Source organism: uncultured Zhongshania sp., assembly GCF_963975605.1.
Taxonomy (GTDB): Bacteria; Pseudomonadota; Gammaproteobacteria; order Pseudomonadales; family Spongiibacteraceae; genus Spongiibacter; species Spongiibacter aquimaris.
This window is the reverse complement of record NZ_CAXBHN010000020.1, coordinates 1-21,363: the sequence shown is the minus strand read 5'-3', so window position 1 is coordinate 21,363 and position 21,363 is coordinate 1. Positions and strand designations below refer to the sequence as shown.

Below are 21,363 nucleotides of genomic sequence, written 5' to 3'. Positions count from 1 at the left end.
TTTTGCATAATGTCCGGCTTCTAAAACCAGACTAAGCAGACCTATGAATTCCATTCCCAGCCGTATAGCCCAAGAACTGGGCGTTAGAGAAGCGCAAGTCAGCGCTGCCGTTGCCTTGCTCGACGAAGGCGCTACCGTTCCGTTTATCTCTCGCTATCGTAAAGAAGTCACCGGTGGACTCGATGACACTCAAATGCGAGACCTGGAAACACGGCTTGGCTACCTGCGGGAACTGGAAGATCGTCGCACCAGCATACTCAATAGCATTAAAGAACAGGAAAAATTAACCCCGGAACTTGAAAGGGACATTCTCAGCGCAGACACCAAAAACCGCCTCGAAGATCTCTACCTGCCCTACAAACCAAAGCGTCGCACCAAGGGTCAAATTGCAATCGAAGCCGGCCTGCTGCCGCTGGCAGACACCCTGTTCGACAATCCAAACCAAGACCCCGCAACACTTGCCCTTGAATATATCAATGCGGAACTGGGTGTCGCCGATGTGAAGGCGGCCTTGGACGGCGCCAAATATATTCTTATGGAACGCCTCAGCGAAAATGCCGACCTGCTCGCCAAGCTACGCAACTTCCTATGGGAAGAAGGACTGCTTTGCAGCACCGTAATGACAGGCAAAGAATCGGAAGGTGAGAAATTCCGCGACTACTTCGCTCACAGCGAAGCCTTGAAAACGACCCCGTCTCACCGCGCTTTAGCCATGTTCCGCGGTCGCAACGAAGGTATTCTCAGCCTAGCCATAAAATTTAACGAAGAAGAAGGCAGTGTTCACCCCTGCGAAATCATGGTCGCCAAGCATTGGAACGTCATTGACGAAGGTCGCGCCGCGGATAGCTGGCTAAAAGAAGTGATTCGCTGGACCTGGCGCATAAAGCTTTACACCCATTTAGAAACAGACTTATTGGGGCAGCTGCGTGAGCTCGCCGACACCGCTGCGATTGACGTGTTTGCGCAAAACTTAAAGGACTTGCTGCTGGCCGCTCCCGCAGGACAGCGCGCGACTATCGGCCTCGATCCCGGTTTGCGGACCGGTGTAAAAGTCGCCGCCATCGACGCCACTGGCAAAGTATTGGATCACTGCGCGATTTACCCCACCCCACCGCAAAACAAAATTGCAGAATCGGCTGCCATCCTGCTAGCCATGATTAAAAAGCACAATGTCGAACTCATCGCGATTGGCAACGGCACCGCAAGTCGCGAAACCGAGCGCTTCGTCAAAGATTTACTTTCGGCCCGCCCAGAACTAGGTTGCACCAGCGTAATGGTTAACGAGTCCGGCGCGTCTATTTATTCTGCCTCTGAATACGCTGCCCGTGAATTTCCAAACCTCGACGTAACTATTCGCGGGGCAATTTCTATCGCTCGCCGCCTGCAGGACCCCTTGGCGGAGCTGGTGAAAATCGATCCAAAATCCATAGGCGTCGGCCAATACCAGCACGATGTTTCGCAAACTGCCTTGTCTCGCACCCTGGAAACGGTGGTGGAAGACTGTGTAAACGCCGTAGGTGTAGACGTAAACACCGCCTCTCCGGCTTTGCTGGCCCGTGTATCTGGTCTGAACCAAAGTATCTCGGCCAATATCGTTGAATACCGCGACCAACACGGCGCATTTAAAAACCGCGCGCAATTGATGGAAGTCAGCCGCTTCGGCGCCAAAACCTTCGAACAAGCGGCAGGGTTTTTACGGGTTATGGGCGGTGATAATCCTCTAGACGGCTCGGCCGTGCATCCCGAATCCTATAGCGTCGTTGAAAAAATCGTGCAGCGTTGTGGTCGCGCTGTGAATGATGTGCTCGGTGACAGTAGCTTCCTTAAAACTATCAAGCCTAGCGAATACGCCGACGAGCGCTTCGGTATTCCCACCATTACCGACATCATCGCCGAGCTCGACAAGCCCGGCCGCGATCCGCGACCCGATTTTAAAACGGCGAGCTTCAAAGACGGCATCGAAAAAATCTCCGATCTTGAGCCTGACATGATTCTGGAAGGAGTCGTGACCAACGTCACCAACTTCGGTGCATTTGTTGATATTGGCGTGCATCAGGACGGTTTGGTCCACATTTCGGCACTGGCAAATCAATTTGTGAAAGATCCACGCACCGTCGTTAAAGCCGGTGATATTGTCAAAGTAAAGGTCATGGAAGTTGATGCGCAGCGCAAGCGAATTGCATTGTCCATGCGCTTAGATGACAAGGCTAGCGAGCAGGAGTCGAGCAATAGTGGTGGCGAGCGTCGCGGCAGCCGCCGGTCGCCTGCAGCGCCAAAGCAAGCACCACAAAAAGAAGTGAATTCAACAATGGCAGCACTCTTCGCTCAAGCGAAACAAAACAAAAGCGGTCGTCTTTAAACTAAACGGGGCAGTATCACCGCCCCGTTTCCTCTCCCTCAGCCACATCAATGACTGGGTAAAAGCACCCCAGCACACTGCTGATTTTTGCTTTCTTTGCTCGTCATAATTTCGTTGCGGCTCTGCTCAAAGGCTGGATTGTTGTCAGCAAGTTTTACCGCTTGATCAATAGCTAATACCGCATCACTGCCGCAATTATTTTCAAGCAGTGCAAAGGCATAGTTATTCCACAGCGCGGGGTCGTCCGAGTTGGTCTGCAGCAACTGGCCAAACAAATCCACCGCGAGACTAGCGTCGCCCTGCGTGAGAGCAGCGTTAGCCAAGGCGGTGAGCACGGGCTTGGAATTTGGCCACCGCTCCGCCGCCAAGGCGTAAAAAGCCATGGCCAATTCAACATCGCCCACCTGCTCAAATTCATACGCTGTCGCAATATACTGCGTCGCTTTCGCTGTGGCAGGCAAGCGCTGGCTGTCGACGAGAACTCTCGCCCAGTGATCGGTGCGCGCCCAGGTCGCCATAAATGTGGCAAATGACAGGCGATAATTTTGATGGGTGCCGGAGTGCAAAATTAGCTCGTCCGTCATTAAGTCATAGCCAACAGCAACCGCGTAATGCCACTGTGGCCACCAAGCAAAGCCGAGATTTTGGAATACCAATACTGGATTGCCCGCGTCTATTTCGGTGAGTACCGCAGATAAATTCTTAGCTAAAGGATAGGGAAGCAAACCAAGCCGTCGCGACGAGGCCTGCATTTCAATCGCCAAGGAGCCTTTCTTTCCTGGAATAAAAAGCTGTTTCGCTAAGGATTGCTGATCGGTATCGAGGTCCCAAAAGCGCGCTATTTCAGTAAGCGCGGCCGGCCCACAATAGAAATCTTGCTGAGCGACAAACGGCACCGCCAACAAGCGCTGTGTGGCGAGTGAGCTGACATTGTCATTTAACGGGATGGATGAGCATGCCTGCAGTAGCAGGCATGCAAGGAGAACACTAGTTAGCCGCATTCACAAATGGGAATATGTCAGTGATACCTAAAATATCAGTAATGAAGAAAATTAAGACGATCAACGCCAATAAACCAACCGCGCCTGCACCGGCGGGCAATTGATCCATTTTTTCTTGCAGCATGGCCAATTCAGTCGGGGTCAGCGAATCGATTCGCGCCTCAACGTCAGCTGGCGATACACCTAATTCCACTAAGCGCTCGCGCACATTCTCCTGTGAAAGTGCCGCTTTCATCTCTGCGCGATTCGTATCAATTGCGTACTCCGCCACCATCCGATCCGTGCTAATTACCCCAGCAGATGCGGTCGTTGCCATCACGCCAGTCCAGACCATGAACCCGCTCATCACAATCGCCGTGGTGTTACGTTTAAATGTTGTCCTAGCCATAATTTATTTCCTTTATCCAATGGTTTACCGAATGACCGCCATTTGCGGTCATATTTTTATTCGCTTGCCACGCTTAAAATTGCTGAGTTTCTGGCTTGTTTAACACTAGCTGACCGTCATCCTGAACAGGAATAGTTGCGCCTGGTTCATGATCCATAACAACCGTGCCAGTCTCGCCATTCAGCGAGTACGTTACGCTGTATCCAGTTACCCGCTGTTGAGGGTCTTTAACCGTGTTGCATCGGCGTTCAGTGGTGGTATACACGTCGTTCTGCTGCATATTGCCCTGAACCTTGTTACCGGCATAGCCACCAGCCGCGGCACCCGCAACAGTGGCAAGCTTTTTGCCGTTACCGCCACCAACTTGTTTGCCAATAACACCGCCGATTACTGCGCCGATAATGGTACCGGTGACTTTGTTTTGATCCTTCACTTCAGCTTGGTGCTGCACAACTTCGTCATAGCACTCTTCACGATTTGTGTAGTAGGTTTCCGTCACTGGCTTAGAGGAAATAACCTCTGCGAAACTAGGTGTTTTGTTTTCAACATAGCTGTTGTAACCAGCGTAACTACCTGCAGCCGTAACCGCCACTGCACCAAATATTCCGCCAATCAATAAGTTCGTATTCATGTCACTACCCCCAATTCCTGTTTAACAGGATTTTATATCCTTGTTTCACTATGACCGGCTAATTCAGTCAGAGTGCCGAGAAAAATAGTGCAGTATTCACACTTAAAACCGCTGAACTCATAGTAAAAACGCCAAATACACGACAATTTCAGCGATTTGCTGCGCTGCGCCCAGGGCATCCCCAGTATATCCACCAATGCGGCGACGCAGATAAGCGGCGTAGCCAAACCGAAATATCAGCAAAGCGAGAAACATCGGCATCAGCGCCGGCAAATCGGAAAAACTAAGCAGTGCTAATATCGGCAACCCGGCCCACAGCCAATGAGATAGCGGCATGGCAGTCGCCAGCGGCTTAGACTTACCATCGCCGCGGACATAGTGCAGATCCAGCAGATAAGACACTGACAGCCAACGACTTACAATATGCGCCCAAAACAAGGCACTAAGCAATGCTAGCGTTGAAGGCATAGCGAACAGGGCCGACGCTTTTAACCCCAGCACCATGATCAGACCAACGCTGCCATAGCTGCCAATGCGCGAATCCTTCATGATTCGCAACACATCATCTGGGCGCCAACCGCCGCCAAAACCATCACAACTATCGGCAAAGCCATCCTCATGAAACGCGCCGGTCACCAAGATCGACGCCACCATAGACAGTAATACCGCTATAAACACATTATCGAAAAGAGCCGACGCTAGCATAAAGCTCAGCGCCGAGATCGCCGCTACCAAGGCGCCGACCAGTGGAAAATAGCGCGATGCACCATTGAGCTTTTCATCGCTAAAGTCGGGATCAGCCGGCACCGGTATACGAGTTAAAAAGCCGACCGCGAGCAGAAAAATCTGCCATTCACGCAGTATTTGATGACGTGCTATCACTGACAAGTCCACCTATCCCAAAAATTGTGCCCGGCAATACCGAACCATTACATTTAACGTCGTCTAAGAAACCGCTGCACATACTAAGCGACGCTAGTCATGCATTACCAGACTTGCCTCGCTCTGCTAAACTAGACAATCTTCACACCATTTTGCTAAACATTAAAAAGGTTTCCATTATGAGTATTCAAACCGGCGACAAAATTCCCGCAGTTACACTCAAAGTGATGGGTGAAAAAGGCCCACAAGACATTAGCACCGAAGAAATTTTCTCAGGAAAGAAAGTAGTACTTTTTGCTGTACCTGGCGCGTTCACACCGGGTTGCACACTGACTCACTTGCCAGGCTACGTGGTAAACGCCGACAAAATGAAAGCCAAGGGTGTTGATACCATTGCCTGTATTTCCGTCAACGACGCCTTTGTGATGGACGCTTGGGGCAAGAGCCAGAATGCAGAAGAATTGTTAATGCTTGCCGACGGTAACTGCGAATTTACCGAAGCCCTAGGTTTGGTAATGGACGGCTCAGGCTTTGGTCTTGGTCAGCGTTCACGTCGCTACGCGATGATTGTCGACAACGGTACCGTGAGCCATTTAGCACTAGAGCCCACCGGTGCGGTGGATGTTAGCGCGGCAGAAAAAATACTCGCTCTGCTGTGAGTCCCGCTGTGCACGCACCCCGCGTGCTCATATTTGATTCCGGCGTCGGCTCACTGAGTATCGGCGCCGCGATTCATCGCCTTATTCCCCAAGCAAACCTGCTCTACGCCATGGACCATGGCGGCTTTCCCTATGGCGAGTGGCAGGAAGATGCACTAGTACCACATATTTGTCAGGCGGTATCCGCGCTATTGCAAAAACACCACGCCGACATCCTTGTCATGGCTTGTAACTCTGCCAGCACAGCGGTATTACCCGCCTTGCGCGGTATTCTCAACATACCCGTGGTCGGCGTGGTACCGGCAATTAAGCCAGCAGCGCAGCGCAGTCGCAGCGGTGTCATCGGCCTACTCGCCACCCCCGGCACCGTCGCCCGCGCGTACACCGCTCAGCTCATTAAAGATTTCGCCTCGCACTGCTGTGTCATCGCGGTGGGCAGCCGCAGCTTAGCACCGGCAATTGAATCGCAGTTTTGGAACGACAGCTCAGTTGACGAGGTACTGCAGCAAATTAAAGCTGAGCTATGCAAACACCCTCGCGCAGCAGACATGGACACGGTGGTACTTGCCTGCACGCATTTCCCATTAATTCAAAAGCCACTCGCCGAACTAATGCCGGGCATAGAATGGATAGACTCTGGTGACGCCATCGCTCGTCGAGTGCAACATCTTATAGGGGAGCTTAATTTGCCACTGGACAAAGGTGACAGTGAAGGGAATCGAGAAGTTATTATTTTAGGGGAAGAGCGAGCGACGCCGACCTTAACGAGTCAACTTGAATCACTTGGTCTTAAACTTATCGACTATTAAATTGGCGAACACTTTCTTCGTATTCTGCTAGGACCATAGCAATATTTTCTAAACCTACATTATAACTATTGATACGTTTGCGCTTACGCTCTTCGTTATCTCGCCCAGTGCCAATCGCCGTTTTGTCGATGGTGTCTAAACACTTTATATACCGCAGACTATTGTCGAAATAGCGCTCTACTCTGCGCTTGGCAAACTCCATGGCTTCGGCATCGGCGATTGCGCCATCGGGGAACTGCTGCGGTGGTAAGGGAAGGACACAAGACGCGTGAGCGATGGACCCACACAGAGTAAAAAATAAAAAGCTGGGAATTAAAAAACGCATTGCACTTTCCGGCAGTTTTACTAATTGCCAAAGTATACAGAAAATCCGGCTAGACGCAGCCCAACCGGATCACAACAACACAAAAATGCGAGAAAATGCTATAAAGCGCGCGGATCAAACCCTTCCGCATAGAATTGGCTATACCATTTACGGAATTTCGCAATCGGGCCATCACCGTCACACAGAATCGGCAGCGGCCGATAAATTTTGTGTTCCCAAATTGGCTTATCTTCTTCAAGCTGGCCAACGATATTGGCGATGATCGCCGCGTTAACACCGCCCTTCTTCACTTCGCCATTTATCTTGGGTTGAATAAACGCAAAGCGCACCTGCACTTTGTGTTCATCAATTGGCGTTGTCAGACCCAATAGGAATGTATCGGCAATCCCTTCGAACTTGGTAAAACCCTGACCTGGACCTGCGCTGCCAGTGCGAATAGATCCTTTCACCTCACCGCGCGGTGTTGGCATATTTGCGACCTGCAAACCGCGAACAAAGTAGCCGTCGTAAGTGGTCTCCCACTCAGGAAACGACGCCGTACCGTGCACATATTTAAAGTGCGCAGGGTCAGCGGCGTTCTCCGCCATTTCTTGCGGATGAGTGTGGATAATCCACTCGTAGCGATCCTGCGGCGACCAATCATCACTATTGGCCTCGTCATGGCTGATAACTTCCCACAGCGGCGCAACGCCGTCTGGGTGGTACCAGGCCCAAATTACCTGATTTGTTTCGCGGATCGGAAAGCTTTTCAAACACTTTTTACCTGCCACTTTTGGCGGCATATTCTTCGCGTAAGGCACCTCTACGCACTCACCCTCGGGGCTAAACTTCCAAGAGTGAAACGGGCAAACAATATTATTGCCTTCAATTCGGCCACCGCCAGTACCTGAGCGCTCGTGAATACCGTGGCCCAAATGCGCGCCCAAATGAGGACAGTAGGCTTCCATCAATACCGCCTTACCGGCCTCGGTGCGAAACAACACCAATTCTTGCCCAAAATAATGTACCGCGCGGGATTGGCTTGGCGCTAGCTCATCGGAATACGACACCGCAAACCAGCCAAACGGCATAGGCATGGGGTAGCGTTTCATTGCGTTGGTATCGGTCGTCATTTTCTTATCCTCGGCTGAGATGGCCTATCGCGGTGCTATGCGATCAGACCTCAGTAGGGTGTTCAGTTGGCTTCAAAAACACAAGCTCTCAATTGCCCACCACTTTACTCTTCGAACGCTGAGAGACAATGACAAAATGAGACATGAAACTGGCAAAAAACGCCATGGAATGGATTCTTATTGCAGCGCGGCAAGCTCTGAGCTCGCCGCACAGAGCCATATTACTTCCAGTTTTTATAGCGCTCCATCATGACATCGGCGCCCATGCGGATCAGTGACTCATTGGCCGAGCCCGGTTGCACACCGGTGCGCAAAATGGCCTGCTGCACAGCAACTTCCTTAGCAACTTCTTCCATGGTCGGCGCATCTACTTCGTCGCCGTCTTCGGTTTCTGTTTCTCCGCCCGCCGCCGCGCGAATAATCGCTTCGCGCTCTGAACCAGGCTCCGCGCCACTGCGACGCACCACCTCTTCAACAGCCAAGTCCTCCGCTGCCTGCTTGCTACTAATACGCTTACCTTGGGCGTCGTATATACCGCTATAAGGCTCGTAAGCCGTTTCTGGCGGCACACCTGCGCCGATACGTATCATGGCCGCTTCCGTTGAGTCTGGCGCTACCCCCGCTTTTTTCACCGCCGCCTCAGCCGCCCGCGCCTTGCCAACCTGCATTGCGGTAACCGGCTGGCCACGGCGATCGTAAATACCGCCGGCTTGCGCGCTTGACTCGGCTTCAGCTTGGGTTTGAGTCTTTGCCGCCGCTTGACTGGAACCGCTTGATTTAGCGGGCGCACTTTCCGCACCGTAAGCAGGTGCTGCCAAGCACACAGAAACTAAAGCTAAGGTATTGAAAAATCTCATATATCGCCCCTGAATATCATGTAAAAACTATCTTGTTTTTCTATTTTCTACGCTGCTCGCGAGCCCTGAGAGCAGCTAGCACTGCAGCGAGTATTCAACACATGCTAATATCAGCGCTATGACAAAAGTTGAAGCTCCACTACAAGATCGCTTCGGACGCGGAGTTAACTACCTGCGCCTATCGGTCACCGATCGCTGTGATTTTCGCTGCGTGTATTGCATGTCGGAAGATATGACCTTTTTGCCCCGCGCGCAAATTCTCACTTTGGAACAGTTGTACGACATTGCGAGCAGCTTTGTTCAGTTAGGGGTCAAAAAAATTCGGCTAACCGGTGGCGAGCCACTCGTTCGCAACAATGTCATGTCGCTAATAGAACGGCTGGGGCAGCTAGAACACCTTGAGCAACTTCACCTCACCACCAACGGCGCTCAGCTCGACAAATTCGCCAAACCGCTGAAGGCCGCTGGACTCACGGGTATCAACATCAGCTTAGACAGCCTGCAAGCCGGTCGCTTTAAGGAGTTAACGCGCTTTGGCGAGCTGCAAAAAGTATTGACCGGTGTCGACGCCGCGCGGGACGCAGGATTTAACCGCATAAAATTAAACGCCGTTATTCTCAAGGGGCGTAACGACGACGAAATTTTAGATTTAGTCGACTACGCCCGCGACAAGCACATCGACATCAGCTTTATAGAAGAGATGCCGCTGGGGAATATCAGCGAGCACGACCGCGCGCTTAGTTTTATCAGCAGCGAGCAAATTCGCACGCAAATCCAAGAGCGCTACGCCTTAACCCCGACCACAGAAAATACCGGCGGCCCATCGCGCTACTACCGCATGGCCGACAGCCAATCGCGAATTGGATTTATCTCGCCCCACAGTCACAACTTCTGCCATCTTTGCAATCGAGTTCGACTCACCGTCGAGGGACGCCTACTGCTGTGCCTTGGCAATGAGCACTCCGTTAGCTTAAAGGAAATCGTAGACCGCTACCCCGGCGACCACGACAGACTGCGCGACGCAATAATTAAGGCCATGGATTTGAAACCAGAGCGCCATCATTTCTCACTGGATGACGAGCCCCAAATTGTTCGCTTTATGAATACCACCGGCGGCTAATTTAGCAATTTATGGCGACAGAAGATCATATAAGCAAGGACATCATCGCCCAGCTCAATTTAGCGCCGCATCTTGAGGGTGGCTTCTACAGCCGGACGTTCACTTCAGCTCACACGGTCAAAGACCGCGCAGCGATGTCGGCCATTTACTACCTGCTCAGCAAAGAGAGCTCGGTCGGTCACTTGCATAAAAATCACTCCGACATTCTCCACTTTTGGCAGCACGGTAGCGCTATTGACTACACCTTGCTTGCACCCGATGGCAGTGTCACTAATATCGTCATGGGACCGGATTTAGCCGCTGGTCAGCAGCTGCAGATGCTGGTACCCGGTGGCTATTGGAAGGCATCAGAACTGCGGCAGGGTGAATATGGTTTGATATCTGAGGCTGTATGCCCAGGCTTTGATTTTAATGACCACAAACTGGCTGACGCCAGTCAAATCCAGCGCGATTACCCACAACATTGGGCGACACTAAAACACCTCATTGCTAGTTGAGCCCTGAACCGGATCCACCTTATGACAGACGCCCGCAAGGACATAGAACAGCTCATCGCCAAACTCGCCGAGCAGGGCTATATCGCCAGCTCCGCCATCGCGACCACACTTTATATTGCCCAACAACTAGAGCGTCCGATACTTATTGAGGGTCCGCCGGGTGTGGGTAAAACCGAACTCGCCAACGCCACCGCCGCGATGCTGGCGAAACCACTGTTCAGATTGCAGTGCTACGAAGGCCTGGACGAAAGCAAAGCGCTTTACGACTGGAAGTACAGCAAACAGCTTTTGTATGTGCAAGTTTTAAAGGAACAACTTCACGATATTCTCGACGGCACCGATGGCTTGGCGAATGCCGTCGAGCGCCTCCATAATTTTGACGATATTTTTTACTCGGAACGCTTTTTAGAACCGCGCCCCCTTCTTAAAGCGCTGCAAAGTGACGACGGCGCGGTATTACTTATCGACGAAATCGACAAAGCAGATTACGAATTCGAGTCGCTGCTCTTAGAAATTCTGGCCGACTTTAGCGTTACCCTGCCAGAAATTGGCACCCTGCGGGCACGCCATAAACCCTTGGTGATACTCACCAGCAACAACACCCGCGACCTCAGCGATGCGCTTAAACGTCGCTGTCTACATTTGTACATCCCCTTCCCCGAAGCAAAACTGGAAAGCCGGATTGTACAAAGCCGCGTACCCGCCGTACCTGACGAGCTGCGCCGCCAGCTGGTCAACTTCGTACACGGCGTTCGCGAGCTCGACTTAAAGAAGCAACCAGCCATCAGCGAAACCATCGATTGGGCGCGCAGCCTGCTGCTCTTGCACTGCGACAGTTTGTCGAGAGAATTGGTCGAAGACACCCTCAACGTACTGCTCAAGTACGAAGAAGATATCAATATGGTCAGCCCCGAACTTCACGGCTTGATCAAACGTGCCAGTAGTAATTTATAAGCGCCGTGGACGAAACTCTGCTGCAATTCATTCGCCACCTTCGCAATAATGGCTTGGCGATATCAACCGCAGAAACGCTGGACGCCATGCGCGTAGTGGCGACCCTCGGCTATAGCGATCCGGATTTACTGCGAGACGGCTTGGCGAGCTGCCTTGCTAAAACCGTCGAAGACCACAGTCACTTCGCCGCATGTTTTGAGCGGTTTTTCCGCGCCCCCATCGGCGAAAGTATCACTGACAACAATACCAAAGACGAGGCGGAAAACACCGACCTCGACGACACCAACAATCCAAATGAAGGCGACGGTGCAGGTGGCGGCGAAGGCGCCGGCAATGGCCAGGGCAGCGGCGGCTCGGGAAGCATTGGCCAACGCGACAACACACTTAGTGAAGTGATTCGCGCCGCCGCAGAAATCGGCTTAGAAAATATTAAGTTCCGCACTCAGCGCGGAGTTTATCGGCGCAAAATTTTAAATGCGCTAAACGACGAACAAAAAGTATCTGACATCCAACAACTGCAAGACGCTGGCGAAATAGAGCAGGCCCTCATACTCGGCCAATTGCGCGACCGCCAAATTGCCGCGGTAAAGGATGTCATCGACCGCCAGCTATTATTAAACAACGACGCGGCAGGCAAACAGCTTCGCGATGACACCATAAAAGACACATCGCTGTCTGCCATGGAGCATTACCACCGCGAACGATTGCCACCACTGATCCGCAAGCTCGCCAAAAAACTTGCATCTCGCCACCGGCAACGCCATAAGCGTGCGCGGCGCGGCAAACTCGATCTTGGCAAAACCCTGCGTCGCAATATTGCCTACGGCGGCATTCCCTTCCACCGATTCTGGAAAACCACCCGCAAAGACAAAAGCGATATTTTTGTGCTGTGCGACATAAGCGGTTCCGTCAGCGCCTGGTCGCGGGTGCTATTGCTCTTTGTGCAAGCGCTAAGTGATGTACTGCCCAATACCCGCAGCTTTGTGTTTTGTGGGCAAAGCATTGAAGTCAGCGATTTGTTTAAACAGTACCCCGCTGACGAAGCCATGGCCATCATTCAACAGCGACATGGCTTAGGCGGCAGTGACTACGGCTTAGCGCTCAATAGTTTTTGGAATCAAATTGAAGACAAGCTCAATCGCCGAAGCTGTGTGATTATTCTTGGCGACGGTCGCGGCAACGGCGGCGACACGGGAATAGACGCCCTGCGCAGTATTTATCACCGCGCCAGACTGGTGTTGTGGTTTAACCCGGAGTCACACTACAGCTGGAACACCGGCGATTCGGAAATCCGTCGCTATCAAAGTGCCAGTCACTATGTTGCTGAATGTGGGTCGCTGCGCAAACTAGAGCGACTGCTGGACCAATTACTGAGCTTACTGCGATAAGGCATATACTCACTATACAGCGTGCAAATGCGGTATCCTTGTCACACAAAATCGCTACAGTCACGGCAATCCTCAGCTAGCTCGGGCCATCATGAATAAATTAAAACACTTTATTAGCCAGTCATTTATCGGTGGTGTATTAGTTATCGCACCCGTGATCATTCTATTGCTGGGTCTGCGCTGGTTAGTGAATAGCGTGCAATCTTTAATTGCCCCCATGACGGCACCGCTTGTTCGCCTTACCGGCGCACCACCGCTATTGATCGACGCGCTGGTGATCGCCCTCATTTTGCTAAGTTGTTTTATCGTCGGCACCATCGTTGCCACCAGTGCCGGACGCTGGATTCAAAATTTTGTCGATGCTCATCTAGCGCGCTTTGCCCCCGGCTATCGCCTTATTCGCGACATCATTCAGCAAATGTTTGGCGCCAATAGCAATTCGCCGTTCACCAAAGGTGAGGCGGCCGTTGTGCAACTGTACGGCGTGGATAGCCCAGCACGCGCCACCGCAATTATCACCAGCCGCCACAGCAATGGCTGGTATACCGTCTTTGTACCCACCGGCCCAAACCCAACATCCGGTTTTGTCTATCACCTGCCTCCAGAGTGCGTAGAACCTCGGCCAGATATTAAACTCGACGCCGCATTTAAATCGATTATTTCCTGTGGTGCCGGTTCTGCGGAACTTGGCGTTATCAAATAATCGGCTAGCTAGGCCTACGCGAGTACGCCAGCACCAAAGGCCAACACAGCGATCACACAATGACCCAGTCCACACTCATCAAACCGGTCCTCAAAGTCTGCAGCCTTATACTGCTAGTCTTTGGGCTGATGATGACTGTACCTCTACTCATGGCCATCATTTATCACACGGGCAACACCGCGGCCTTTAGCAACGCCATCGCACTGACCGTGGGTCTCGCTGCTGCCGGTTGGATTTTATCGCGCTCACATCGCATCAATATGCTCACCCCGCGGCAAATGTTTTTAATCACCACCAGCTCCTGGCTGCTCATTTCATTAACAGGCGCCCTGCCGTTTTTACTCATACCCGGATTCTGCGGATTGACCGACGCCGTGTTTGAGTCGGTATCTGGTCTCACCACCACCGGCTCTACCGTGCTAACTGGGCTAGACAGCATGCCACACGATATTTTGGTATGGCGTTCAATCCTGCAGTGGGTTGGCGGTCTCGGGGTTATCGGCATGGCCGTCGCGATTCTGCCCTTTCTGAAAGTAGGCGGTATGCGCCTATTCCAAACGGAATCTTCTGACTGGTCAGACAAAGCCATACCGCGCTCACGCACCATGGTCACCATGATTATTTACGTGTACATCATGCTCACGTTTCTGTGCACGCTAGCCTATATGTTCACCGGCATGGATAGCTTTCACGCCGTCAATCACGCCATGACTACCATCTCTACCGGCGGCTACTCAACCTCAGACAGCTCCTTTGCCCAATTCGCCGACCTTGGCAGTCACTGGGTCGCTATTATCTTTATGATCCTCGGCGCACTGCCCTTTGCTATTTACGTTCACTTTTTAATTAAGCGCAGTTGGCGGATATTTAACGACCAACAAGTTCGCGGTTTCTTACTCACTATTTTAATTATAAGTGTGATCATTACCCTCCATCTCATGTCAGAAACCGGCATCGACCTTTTGCACGCCTTAACCTACAGCACATTTAATTTAGTCTCAGTCATCACCACCACCGGCTATGCCAGCGGTGACTATTCGCAGTGGGGCGAACTGGCGGTGGCGGCCTTTTTCTTCGCGATGTTTATTGGCGGATGTTCAGGTTCAACCAGTGGCGGCATTAAAATTTTCCGCTTCCAATTATTATTTATGATGCTGCAAGAAAGCATCGTGCGCGCCGTTCACCCCCGCGCCATGATCCGGCGGTACTACAATGGCCGACGCGTAGACGACAGTATCGTGCTATCTGCCGTTACCTTTGTCTTCATCATGTTGGCATCCCTGGTGGTCATCACCTTGCTCCTCGCGTTTAGCGGCTTAGACCTTATGACCAGCCTCACCGGTGCCGCGACCGCTTTAATGAACGTCGGTCCCGGCCTTGGCGACACCATCGGTCCCGCAGACAATTTCTCTAGCTTGCCCGATAGCAGTAAATGGATTCTCAGTGTGGGAATGTTACTTGGCAGGCTAGAATTTATGACGATTATCTTGGTGCTAACTCCAACGTACTGGAAAAGTTAGCGCGCCGTATCTAAGGCGCGCTCAGGTGTATTCGCAATACTCAATTACTGCTAACGTGCACTAACAGAAGCTGTTTTTTAAACAAGGCCAAGACCTGCTGAAAAGCCTGATAGGTAGGGTGATCTTCCTCGTCAACGTAATCGCGGGTTAACACGGAGTGCGCGCTAGCTTTGATATTGTGTGAATTCCCCTTAGAAGAATCGATACTAATTCCAATAAACTTGTCGCCAAAATTTTCTGTTAAATATCGAAAGCGATTTTCAGGCACCATTTTATCGCCGCTAAACCTAAGCCCGATTAGACAAATATCATCCCGCTCCATTCGCGCCTTAATCTTAGGAATATCGCTAGGATTCACATCGATATCATGACGCAGTTTTTTACTTAACATAAACGGCATAGACGGCTGAGATAAGACCGGCGCAATCACAGACTCATCGGCCATCATTGCCAAAGCAAAACCACCGCTAAAGCACATACCAATAGCCCCCACCCCCGGCCCGCCACAACTGCGGTGTGCATCTCGCGCTAAAGCTCTGAGCCAATCGGCAATCGGCGCCTCTTCCCGAAACGCAAAGCGGTTAAACTCCTTAGAGACACAAAGCTTAGACATCGACTTAAGCAAATTCTTTGTCGAATAGCTCATCCCAGGCGAGCCTATCAAAGAGGGTAAATAGGTCGTGAACCCCTCCTTATTCAAACGCCGAGCAAAATTCCACACCTCGTCATAAATTCCCGGTATTTCGTGAATCACTATAATCGCAGGCCCTTCACCCGATTTATAAACCGGCCGCGTCACCCCCTTAAAGGAAAAACTGCCCGGCTCAAAATCGGGATACATCTCAACGATCGGCGCCTGCTTATTAGTACCGGCTTTCCATTGGGGTGTATCTATGGCGCGATTCGGCATTATTTATTACCTACGTTATTTACTAGACGGGACGTCTCTTACGAAACCGAAACATACTTAGCGCTCTTCGTTAACGATCGTCGCCAAATAAAACAGGGGATTTGCACGTACTACATATATTGATCGACTTTGGCCTTTTAAAATCTGGTATGACGATCTACGCAGGAATAAGACTATGCCACGAGACTTGATCGCATTGCTAACCATTATTCTTGGGTAAAACTCTGTTGCTAATAATACGTTTTAACTCCGCATCATATTTCTCTCCATCTAGCTTCTCAACCCAGCTACTCCAACTCAACGTTTCATATTTTTGGTATATTTTTAATATGTCGCCTGCCACAACAGTGATCTCGATCACTTTCTCATTTACATGCATCGAAACCGCTCCACCTCCGGTAGTAAGCTTATAAGCTATCGTATGCCGCCCAGGAGTTAACTCTGCGAAACATGTGCTATTTCCCACCAAACTAGTTAATAGTGGCAGTTTAACTTCTATTCCATTTATCTTTGTAATAGAAACGTATTCATCGCAACTAACGAAGGCAAGCTGCTCTATCGGAAGTGGCGATCCATCATACGATCTGTAGTTAGCTACACTACAGCCAGAAAGGAGCACTACAAAAATCAAAAATATAAAATTTTTTTTGATCATAATTATCTCTACAACTCTCAGTGTTTTTTAAGATCAGAGTAATAAGCGCGAGCTTACAAACGTCCTAATTGACACATTTTTTGAAAGCAAACGATTCACCTAAGTCACAAAAACTATTGACTTCCAACTCTCATACAAATGTAAGATTTACTTGCTCCCTATAATTCAAGCCAGCGTAAATACTACAATCGGAATACTCTGGTCATCCTATCGCGGATAGAAGCTTTATCGAGCCAGTCTAACGTTGTTAACTTTTAACCCAACCTCAACCATCCTCTAAGACTATTCCCGATATCAGAAATCTCTTCTGCGCAGACTTCGTGCTGCATCGAGTAGCTACGATATTTAGGTTTAAATCCCATACTTTGCAGAATTTGATTGGCGGTATGACCCATGCTTTCTTGCACCATTGGGTCTTGGCTGCCGTGGAATATATGAATCGGCAGGTCTTTGTTTGCCTCATTGAGTTTTACTTCTTTCGCGGTGGCGAAATAAGTCGACATAGTGAGTAAGCCCGCCAGCGGCTTTGGGTAAGATAGTGCGGCGTGGTAAACCACGGCGCCGCCCTGGCTGAAACCGGCAAGCACGATACGTTCGCTGGGGATGCCCGCATCTAGCTCGCGCTGAATTAAGTCGCGCACGGCGGCAGCGGAGGATTCTATCTGCACTAGATCTATCTCGCGCTCTATCGACATCGCAAGAATGTCATACCAGCCGGGCATAACCATGCCGCCGTTGATGGTAATGGGAATTTCCGGGGCGTGGGGAAATACAAAACGAATGCCGTGATTGTCTGGCAAACCGAGGTGGGGCACCACGGGCACAAAGTCATGGCCACTGGCACCGAGCCCGTGTAACCAAATAACGGCGGCGTCTACAGCGCCTTTAGGTTCTACTATTTCACAATTAAGCAATGTGTGGCTCCTGCGTGTAGTAATTTACGAGATTTTTAACGACATATAGAAATCTATTTCTTAAGCCAGGCCTCAAGAAGGTCTGCATTGCGAATATTTTTCCGGAAGGCAACGTCGGCTATATCGCCAATAATTGGAATGCAACCAATTAAAAAATCGAGGCCTATATTGCCAAGCATTCTCAATTTTAAAAATCGCGGTGCTTTAAGTCGATGCGCCTGCCAAACGATAATTAAACCGAGAAGCGCGCTTGCAAAATCACCGGCGACAGGCAATAAGCCGAGTAAGGAATCTATCCCAAAACGCCACGGTGTATTGGGGATTCCCCATGCGCCATCCAATAAGATGGCGAGTTTGCGACTGCGCTGCAGCCGCTGTTCTGCCTCTGGCGATATCATTTTTTAGCGATGATATAAACAGCGTGAATGATACCGGGAAAGTAGCCGCAGAGGGTTAGAATGATATTTATCCAAAAATGCTTACCTAAACCAACTTGTAGAAACACGCCCAATGGCGGTAATAAAATCGCAAAGATGATACGAATGATATCCATAGTATTTTTCTCGTTCCTTATGTGTGAGTTAGAAATGACATGCTAAAGGTAGCACATAATTATCAATTTCAACTCATCTGCGAGCGCAGTATAGGCGGACGCGCTAGGTTGATCTGAACACTGTTGTTGAATATGCTCTACGCCCAAAATACATTGTAGCGAGCCCGATCTTGGTGAACATCTCGACAAGTACCCGATATATTCCAAACGCCAGCGAAATGCTGCAATTCGAAGAAATTGGTAAAGACCTTTTTCGCGCCCGTCACAATCTAGACAATATGGCCGGTGTTACCTTTGGTGGACAGGCGCTAGGGCAATCGCTCGCCGCCGCAACGCTCACGGTTGATGACTGGCAGTGCCACAGCCTTAGCGGGGTTTTTATGCGGGGCGGCATTATCGACGAGCCCATTGATTACCGTGTTGAGCGTCTCAGCGATAGCCGCAGTTTTGCGACTCGCCGTGTCACCGCTGAACAGCGCGGACGGGTGATATTTGAGCTGCAGTGCTCATTCCATAAAGGTGAGGCAGGATTAAGCCACCAGTTTGCAGATCTAGGCAATCCCGCCGATCCAGAGTCGCTATTAAACCTTGCGCAGTTTGCCAAGCAAAATGCCCATCGCCTGCCAGAGCACATCGTTGCGGTACTCAGCAAACCCTATATTTTTGAGCTTAGAATGCTGGAGCCGGAACACTATTTTGACAGTCCTGAGACTTCGTTTCGCGACTACTGGATTCGCTTGCCGTCCGCCAAGGTGGTCAACGATGAACGCGACCACCATTCTTTACTAGCGCTTCTGTCGGACTACTGGATGCCCGGCACGATCGCGGTCTCCCACGGTCGAGACTCGGGCATTAACTTTTTGGCGTCGCTGAATCATTCCATGTGGATTCACGCGCCAGTCAAGGTCGATCAATGGCTGTTGTACCGCACCGAAAGCCACTGGGCGGCAAATGGCCGAGGATTGGCCACCGGTAAAATTTTCACCCAAAGCGGCGAGTTAATTGCCACCGTTACCCAAGAAGCGGTATTACGCTAAGGCAATCAATATCCATAAAAAAACCCCAGCACAGGCTGGGGGGGCTACAAGGTAGATTCTTATTTAAAACCGATCGCTACTAGGGTTGCGCTGCCTCCACTTTGCGGCGGAAGGTACCAGATACACGAACGGTATTGTCACCGCCCGGCATAATTTGCTCGCCACCCACCACAACAGCGGTTGCCGTATAGGTGCCGTTCACAAAACCATCATCATCACTGATAATTTCAATCTGGCACGCCGCCCCTGGCGTCAATATCGTTTTTCTCAAAACGGTATCGTAGGTTGTAGTTTCATACTTCACGCCGACAGCATTAACGGCAACATTCACAATGCGATTATCGCTTGGGTTAATGCTGGCGCAATCGTATACACCTACTTCGCGGGGGGCATTAAGCACGTCTACGCCGAACTTAATAATACGCTCACCGCGATCCATTGAAATACCATAGCTGGTTTCAAAAGTTGAGATTCTGTCAAACTGATCCTCAAGGAATTTGAAGCGATCACCGGTCTGCCAATCCGGGCTGCCATCGTTAATTTGCAGAGTAACACCGACTTCTTCTGCAGTTAGTGCGCCTTCATCATCTACGCCACCTTCTGGGCGGTTTAGACGGATGGCGTAATTGCGAAATTTGCCCGTTACAGAAAGTGTCCGCAAATCCTCCTCTAAACCGTTATCCACAGATATCATCGTTGCACTGTAGCTGCCCTCATAATACTTTTCGCCACGCGCTTCCGTCGTAATAGTGCAACTACCACCAGACGGGGCCGTTGAATACACCGTTTCCAGTTGATAAGTGCCCACCTTGATTGAAAGCTGGGGGCCCGTAGTTTTGCAGTCGTAGCTCTTATCGCCGGCCAATGCTGCTGACGCCTTTAGTGAAATGATGTCGGAGGCATTACCAGTGAAGGCCGGCGTGCCGTCATCCGGGCTCGTACCACCAAGCCCCATACGATTTTCAAGTAGGAAATATTGATTATTACCCAACTCGAACGTGCCGCCGTCGCCAATTTCTATTGAGCCAAACTTTTCTAGTGGCAAATCGCCCGTTAACGCGCCAGCAGTGCCAACGTGGCGATAAATACGGAAAGGGGTATTTATCATTTCAAAGCTGGTACTTGCGTCCCGATCCATTTTTGCGGACAAAATAACGGCCTGTAAGCCGCCGATATCACTGGCATAATCGAGGCGAATTTTACAGCTACTGGCAGCATAGTTGCCGCTACGATCTGAGCCCGTTTGCGAGCTCATAAATACCCCAATCGTCAAACCTTCTCCGCAATCCTGTTCTCCAAGTACAGGGTCGGTAATGTTTACACTTAATCTAACAGGAAAAACACCTTGGGTTGGCGTCAAATTAAAATTACGCTCATCAGGAGTAAACTCTAGTCCGCGTAAACCAAAGCCACGGCGAACCTCACCAAATCCGAGATTATACGATTCACCTCCAACAATATTTATGGTGGCTCCGTTGCGGCCGTTTAGCGAAGCATAAACTGCATTATTTAGATCACCGCTTACGCCGCCGTCAGTACCACCCGTGTCACCGCCATCACCAGTATCAACTGCTTCTGTCGTCGCATAGAAATAGCCATTGGTCACAGATCGGAGCGGTGTTCCTACCCGCCCATAAAGTTGGCCGGTAAAATAGCCCTCATACACTGGACCCGCCTGCAAAACCTTAATAATACAGCTGCCGTCGTTGGAGCCAGCGCCAGCGTTAACACCCATAATATTCTGCAATACAGTGTCATCACCGCTCTCGTCACAGCTATGCGTGCCAACGGCCTTGGGTATAATCACACGCCATTTGTTTAGTGCGGACGAATCACTACCTTCAATATAAACTTGCGTGTTCTCGATATTATTAGCTAGTACGGTGACCGTATCGGTATAAGTGTACGTATCCCCATTTATGTCACCCGTGAATCCATCGCCGGTAAAGCGCCCTTTCCCTTCATTATTAACTGCAGGGTCTGTGTTATCACCCGTTCCACCGGTTCCGCCTGTACCTGATCCACCGGTACCGCCAGTTCCACCTGTACCTGATCCACCGGTACCGCCAGTTCCGCCTGTACCAGACCC

At 50.7% G+C, this 21,363-nt stretch carries 23 protein-coding genes; 10 read left to right on the top strand and 13 right to left on the bottom strand.

Translation table 11 applies throughout. From position 1 onward, the window contains the following. Positions 1-43: 43 nt before the first annotated feature. Positions 44-2,359, top strand: coding sequence for a Tex family protein (locus AAC007_RS14200; RefSeq protein WP_295873170.1), 2,316 nt, complete (start codon positions 44-46; stop codon positions 2,357-2,359). A 47-nt stretch (positions 2,360-2,406) separates the two neighbouring features. Here AAC007_RS14200 and AAC007_RS14195 read toward each other — a convergent pair whose 3' ends face one another. From AAC007_RS14195 to AAC007_RS14180, 4 genes are all read right to left on the bottom strand, one after another. Then, positions 2,407-3,360, bottom strand: coding sequence for a PA2778 family cysteine peptidase (locus AAC007_RS14195; RefSeq protein ID WP_339677654.1), 954 nt, complete (start codon positions 3,358-3,360; stop codon positions 2,407-2,409). Then, positions 3,347-3,748 (bottom strand): PA2779 family protein, encoded by a 402-nt coding sequence (locus AAC007_RS14190; protein WP_296434127.1) that lies wholly within the window; start codon positions 3,746-3,748, stop codon positions 3,347-3,349. The genes AAC007_RS14195 and AAC007_RS14190 overlap by 14 nt, the downstream gene beginning before the upstream one ends. Before the next feature lie 73 nt (positions 3,749-3,821). Further along, positions 3,822-4,379 carry a glycine zipper 2TM domain-containing protein gene (locus AAC007_RS14185; RefSeq protein ID WP_219043233.1) on the bottom strand — a complete coding sequence of 186 codons (558 nt, stop codon included), beginning with the start codon at positions 4,377-4,379 and terminating at the stop codon, positions 3,822-3,824. A 117-nt stretch (positions 4,380-4,496) separates the two neighbouring features. Continuing rightward, on the bottom strand, positions 4,497-5,261 hold the full coding sequence (locus AAC007_RS14180; RefSeq protein ID WP_339677696.1) for an adenosylcobinamide-GDP ribazoletransferase: 765 nt from the start codon (positions 5,259-5,261) through the stop codon (positions 4,497-4,499). A gap of 179 nt (positions 5,262-5,440) precedes the next feature. Here AAC007_RS14180 and AAC007_RS14175 point away from each other — a divergent pair, with 179 nt between their 5' ends. Together AAC007_RS14175 and murI are read left to right on the top strand one after the other, a co-directional pair. Beyond that, positions 5,441-5,920: a peroxiredoxin gene (locus AAC007_RS14175; protein WP_219043235.1), complete on the top strand. Its 480-nt coding sequence runs from the start codon at positions 5,441-5,443 to the stop codon at positions 5,918-5,920. An 8-nt stretch (positions 5,921-5,928) separates the two neighbouring features. Then, positions 5,929-6,729, top strand: coding sequence for a glutamate racemase (gene murI, locus AAC007_RS14170; RefSeq protein ID WP_339677652.1), 801 nt, complete (start codon positions 5,929-5,931; stop codon positions 6,727-6,729). On the opposite strand, the gene AAC007_RS14165 is transcribed toward murI, so the two are convergent. The 3 genes from AAC007_RS14165 to AAC007_RS14155 form a co-directional block, all read right to left on the bottom strand. Next, positions 6,716-7,054, bottom strand: coding sequence for a hypothetical protein (locus tag AAC007_RS14165; protein ID WP_296434130.1), 339 nt, complete (start codon positions 7,052-7,054; stop codon positions 6,716-6,718). The two genes, murI and AAC007_RS14165, sit on opposite strands and share 14 nt — an antisense overlap. Positions 7,055-7,152: 98 nt before the next feature. Beyond that, positions 7,153-8,166: a Rieske 2Fe-2S domain-containing protein gene (locus AAC007_RS14160; protein WP_219043238.1), complete on the bottom strand. Its 1,014-nt coding sequence runs from the start codon at positions 8,164-8,166 to the stop codon at positions 7,153-7,155. A gap of 221 nt (positions 8,167-8,387) precedes the next feature. Further along, positions 8,388-9,023, bottom strand: a complete 636-nt coding sequence (locus AAC007_RS14155) for a hypothetical protein (protein ID WP_339677651.1) — start codon at positions 9,021-9,023, stop codon at positions 8,388-8,390. Positions 9,024-9,141: 118 nt separating this feature from the next. On the opposite strand from AAC007_RS14155, the gene moaA reads away from it, so the two are divergent. The 6 genes from moaA (at position 9,142) to AAC007_RS14125 (ending at position 15,205) form a co-directional block, all read left to right on the top strand. Then, complete coding sequence (moaA, locus tag AAC007_RS14150; protein WP_339677649.1) at positions 9,142-10,143, top strand: GTP 3',8-cyclase MoaA; 1,002 nt, start codon at positions 9,142-9,144, stop codon at positions 10,141-10,143. Between the two features lie 11 nt (positions 10,144-10,154). Next, positions 10,155-10,640, top strand: a complete 486-nt coding sequence (locus AAC007_RS14145) for a cupin domain-containing protein (protein ID WP_339677647.1) — start codon at positions 10,155-10,157, stop codon at positions 10,638-10,640. Positions 10,641-10,661: 21 nt separating this feature from the next. Continuing rightward, on the top strand, positions 10,662-11,594 hold the full coding sequence (locus AAC007_RS14140) for a MoxR family ATPase (protein ID WP_339677646.1): 933 nt from the start codon (positions 10,662-10,664) through the stop codon (positions 11,592-11,594). A gap of 5 nt (positions 11,595-11,599) precedes the next feature. Next, positions 11,600-12,982: a VWA domain-containing protein gene (locus AAC007_RS14135; RefSeq protein ID WP_339677645.1), complete on the top strand. Its 1,383-nt coding sequence runs from the start codon at positions 11,600-11,602 to the stop codon at positions 12,980-12,982. 91 nt (positions 12,983-13,073) lie between these two features. After that, a complete protein-coding gene (locus AAC007_RS14130; protein WP_339677644.1) occupies positions 13,074-13,685 on the top strand; it encodes a DUF502 domain-containing protein in 612 nt (203 codons plus the stop codon). Positions 13,686-13,816: 131 nt separating this feature from the next. Then, positions 13,817-15,205: a TrkH family potassium uptake protein gene (locus AAC007_RS14125; RefSeq protein WP_339677643.1), complete on the top strand. Its 1,389-nt coding sequence runs from the start codon at positions 13,817-13,819 to the stop codon at positions 15,203-15,205. 40 nt (positions 15,206-15,245) lie between these two features. Here the strand turns inward: AAC007_RS14125 and AAC007_RS14120 are convergent, their stop codons facing one another. From AAC007_RS14120 to AAC007_RS14100, 5 genes are all read right to left on the bottom strand, one after another. Further along, a complete protein-coding gene (locus tag AAC007_RS14120) occupies positions 15,246-16,115 on the bottom strand; it encodes a dienelactone hydrolase family protein (RefSeq protein ID WP_339677642.1) in 870 nt (289 codons plus the stop codon). 199 nt (positions 16,116-16,314) lie between these two features. After that, entirely contained in the window at positions 16,315-16,770 is a 456-nt protein-coding gene (locus AAC007_RS14115; protein ID WP_339677640.1) for a hypothetical protein, read from the bottom strand. 254 nt (positions 16,771-17,024) lie between these two features. Further along, positions 17,025-17,684, bottom strand: a complete 660-nt coding sequence (locus tag AAC007_RS14110; RefSeq protein ID WP_339677638.1) for a carboxylesterase — start codon at positions 17,682-17,684, stop codon at positions 17,025-17,027. A gap of 53 nt (positions 17,685-17,737) precedes the next feature. Further along, the gene (locus tag AAC007_RS14105; RefSeq protein WP_339677636.1) at positions 17,738-18,082 is read right to left on the bottom strand and encodes a DUF4112 domain-containing protein; all 345 of its coding nucleotides are present in this window, start codon (positions 18,080-18,082) and stop codon (positions 17,738-17,740) included. Then, positions 18,079-18,237, bottom strand: coding sequence for a YqaE/Pmp3 family membrane protein (locus AAC007_RS14100; RefSeq protein ID WP_219043250.1), 159 nt, complete (start codon positions 18,235-18,237; stop codon positions 18,079-18,081). The genes AAC007_RS14105 and AAC007_RS14100 overlap by 4 nt, the downstream gene beginning before the upstream one ends. Before the next feature lie 173 nt (positions 18,238-18,410). Between AAC007_RS14100 and AAC007_RS14095 the strand changes: the two genes are divergently transcribed. Continuing rightward, positions 18,411-19,274 (top strand): acyl-CoA thioesterase domain-containing protein, encoded by an 864-nt coding sequence (locus AAC007_RS14095; protein ID WP_339677633.1) that lies wholly within the window; start codon positions 18,411-18,413, stop codon positions 19,272-19,274. Between the two features lie 79 nt (positions 19,275-19,353). On the opposite strand, the gene AAC007_RS14090 is transcribed toward AAC007_RS14095, so the two are convergent. Further along, positions 19,354-21,363 (bottom strand): hypothetical protein (locus AAC007_RS14090; RefSeq protein ID WP_339677631.1); only part of this gene is annotated, 2,010 nt, incomplete at its 5' end.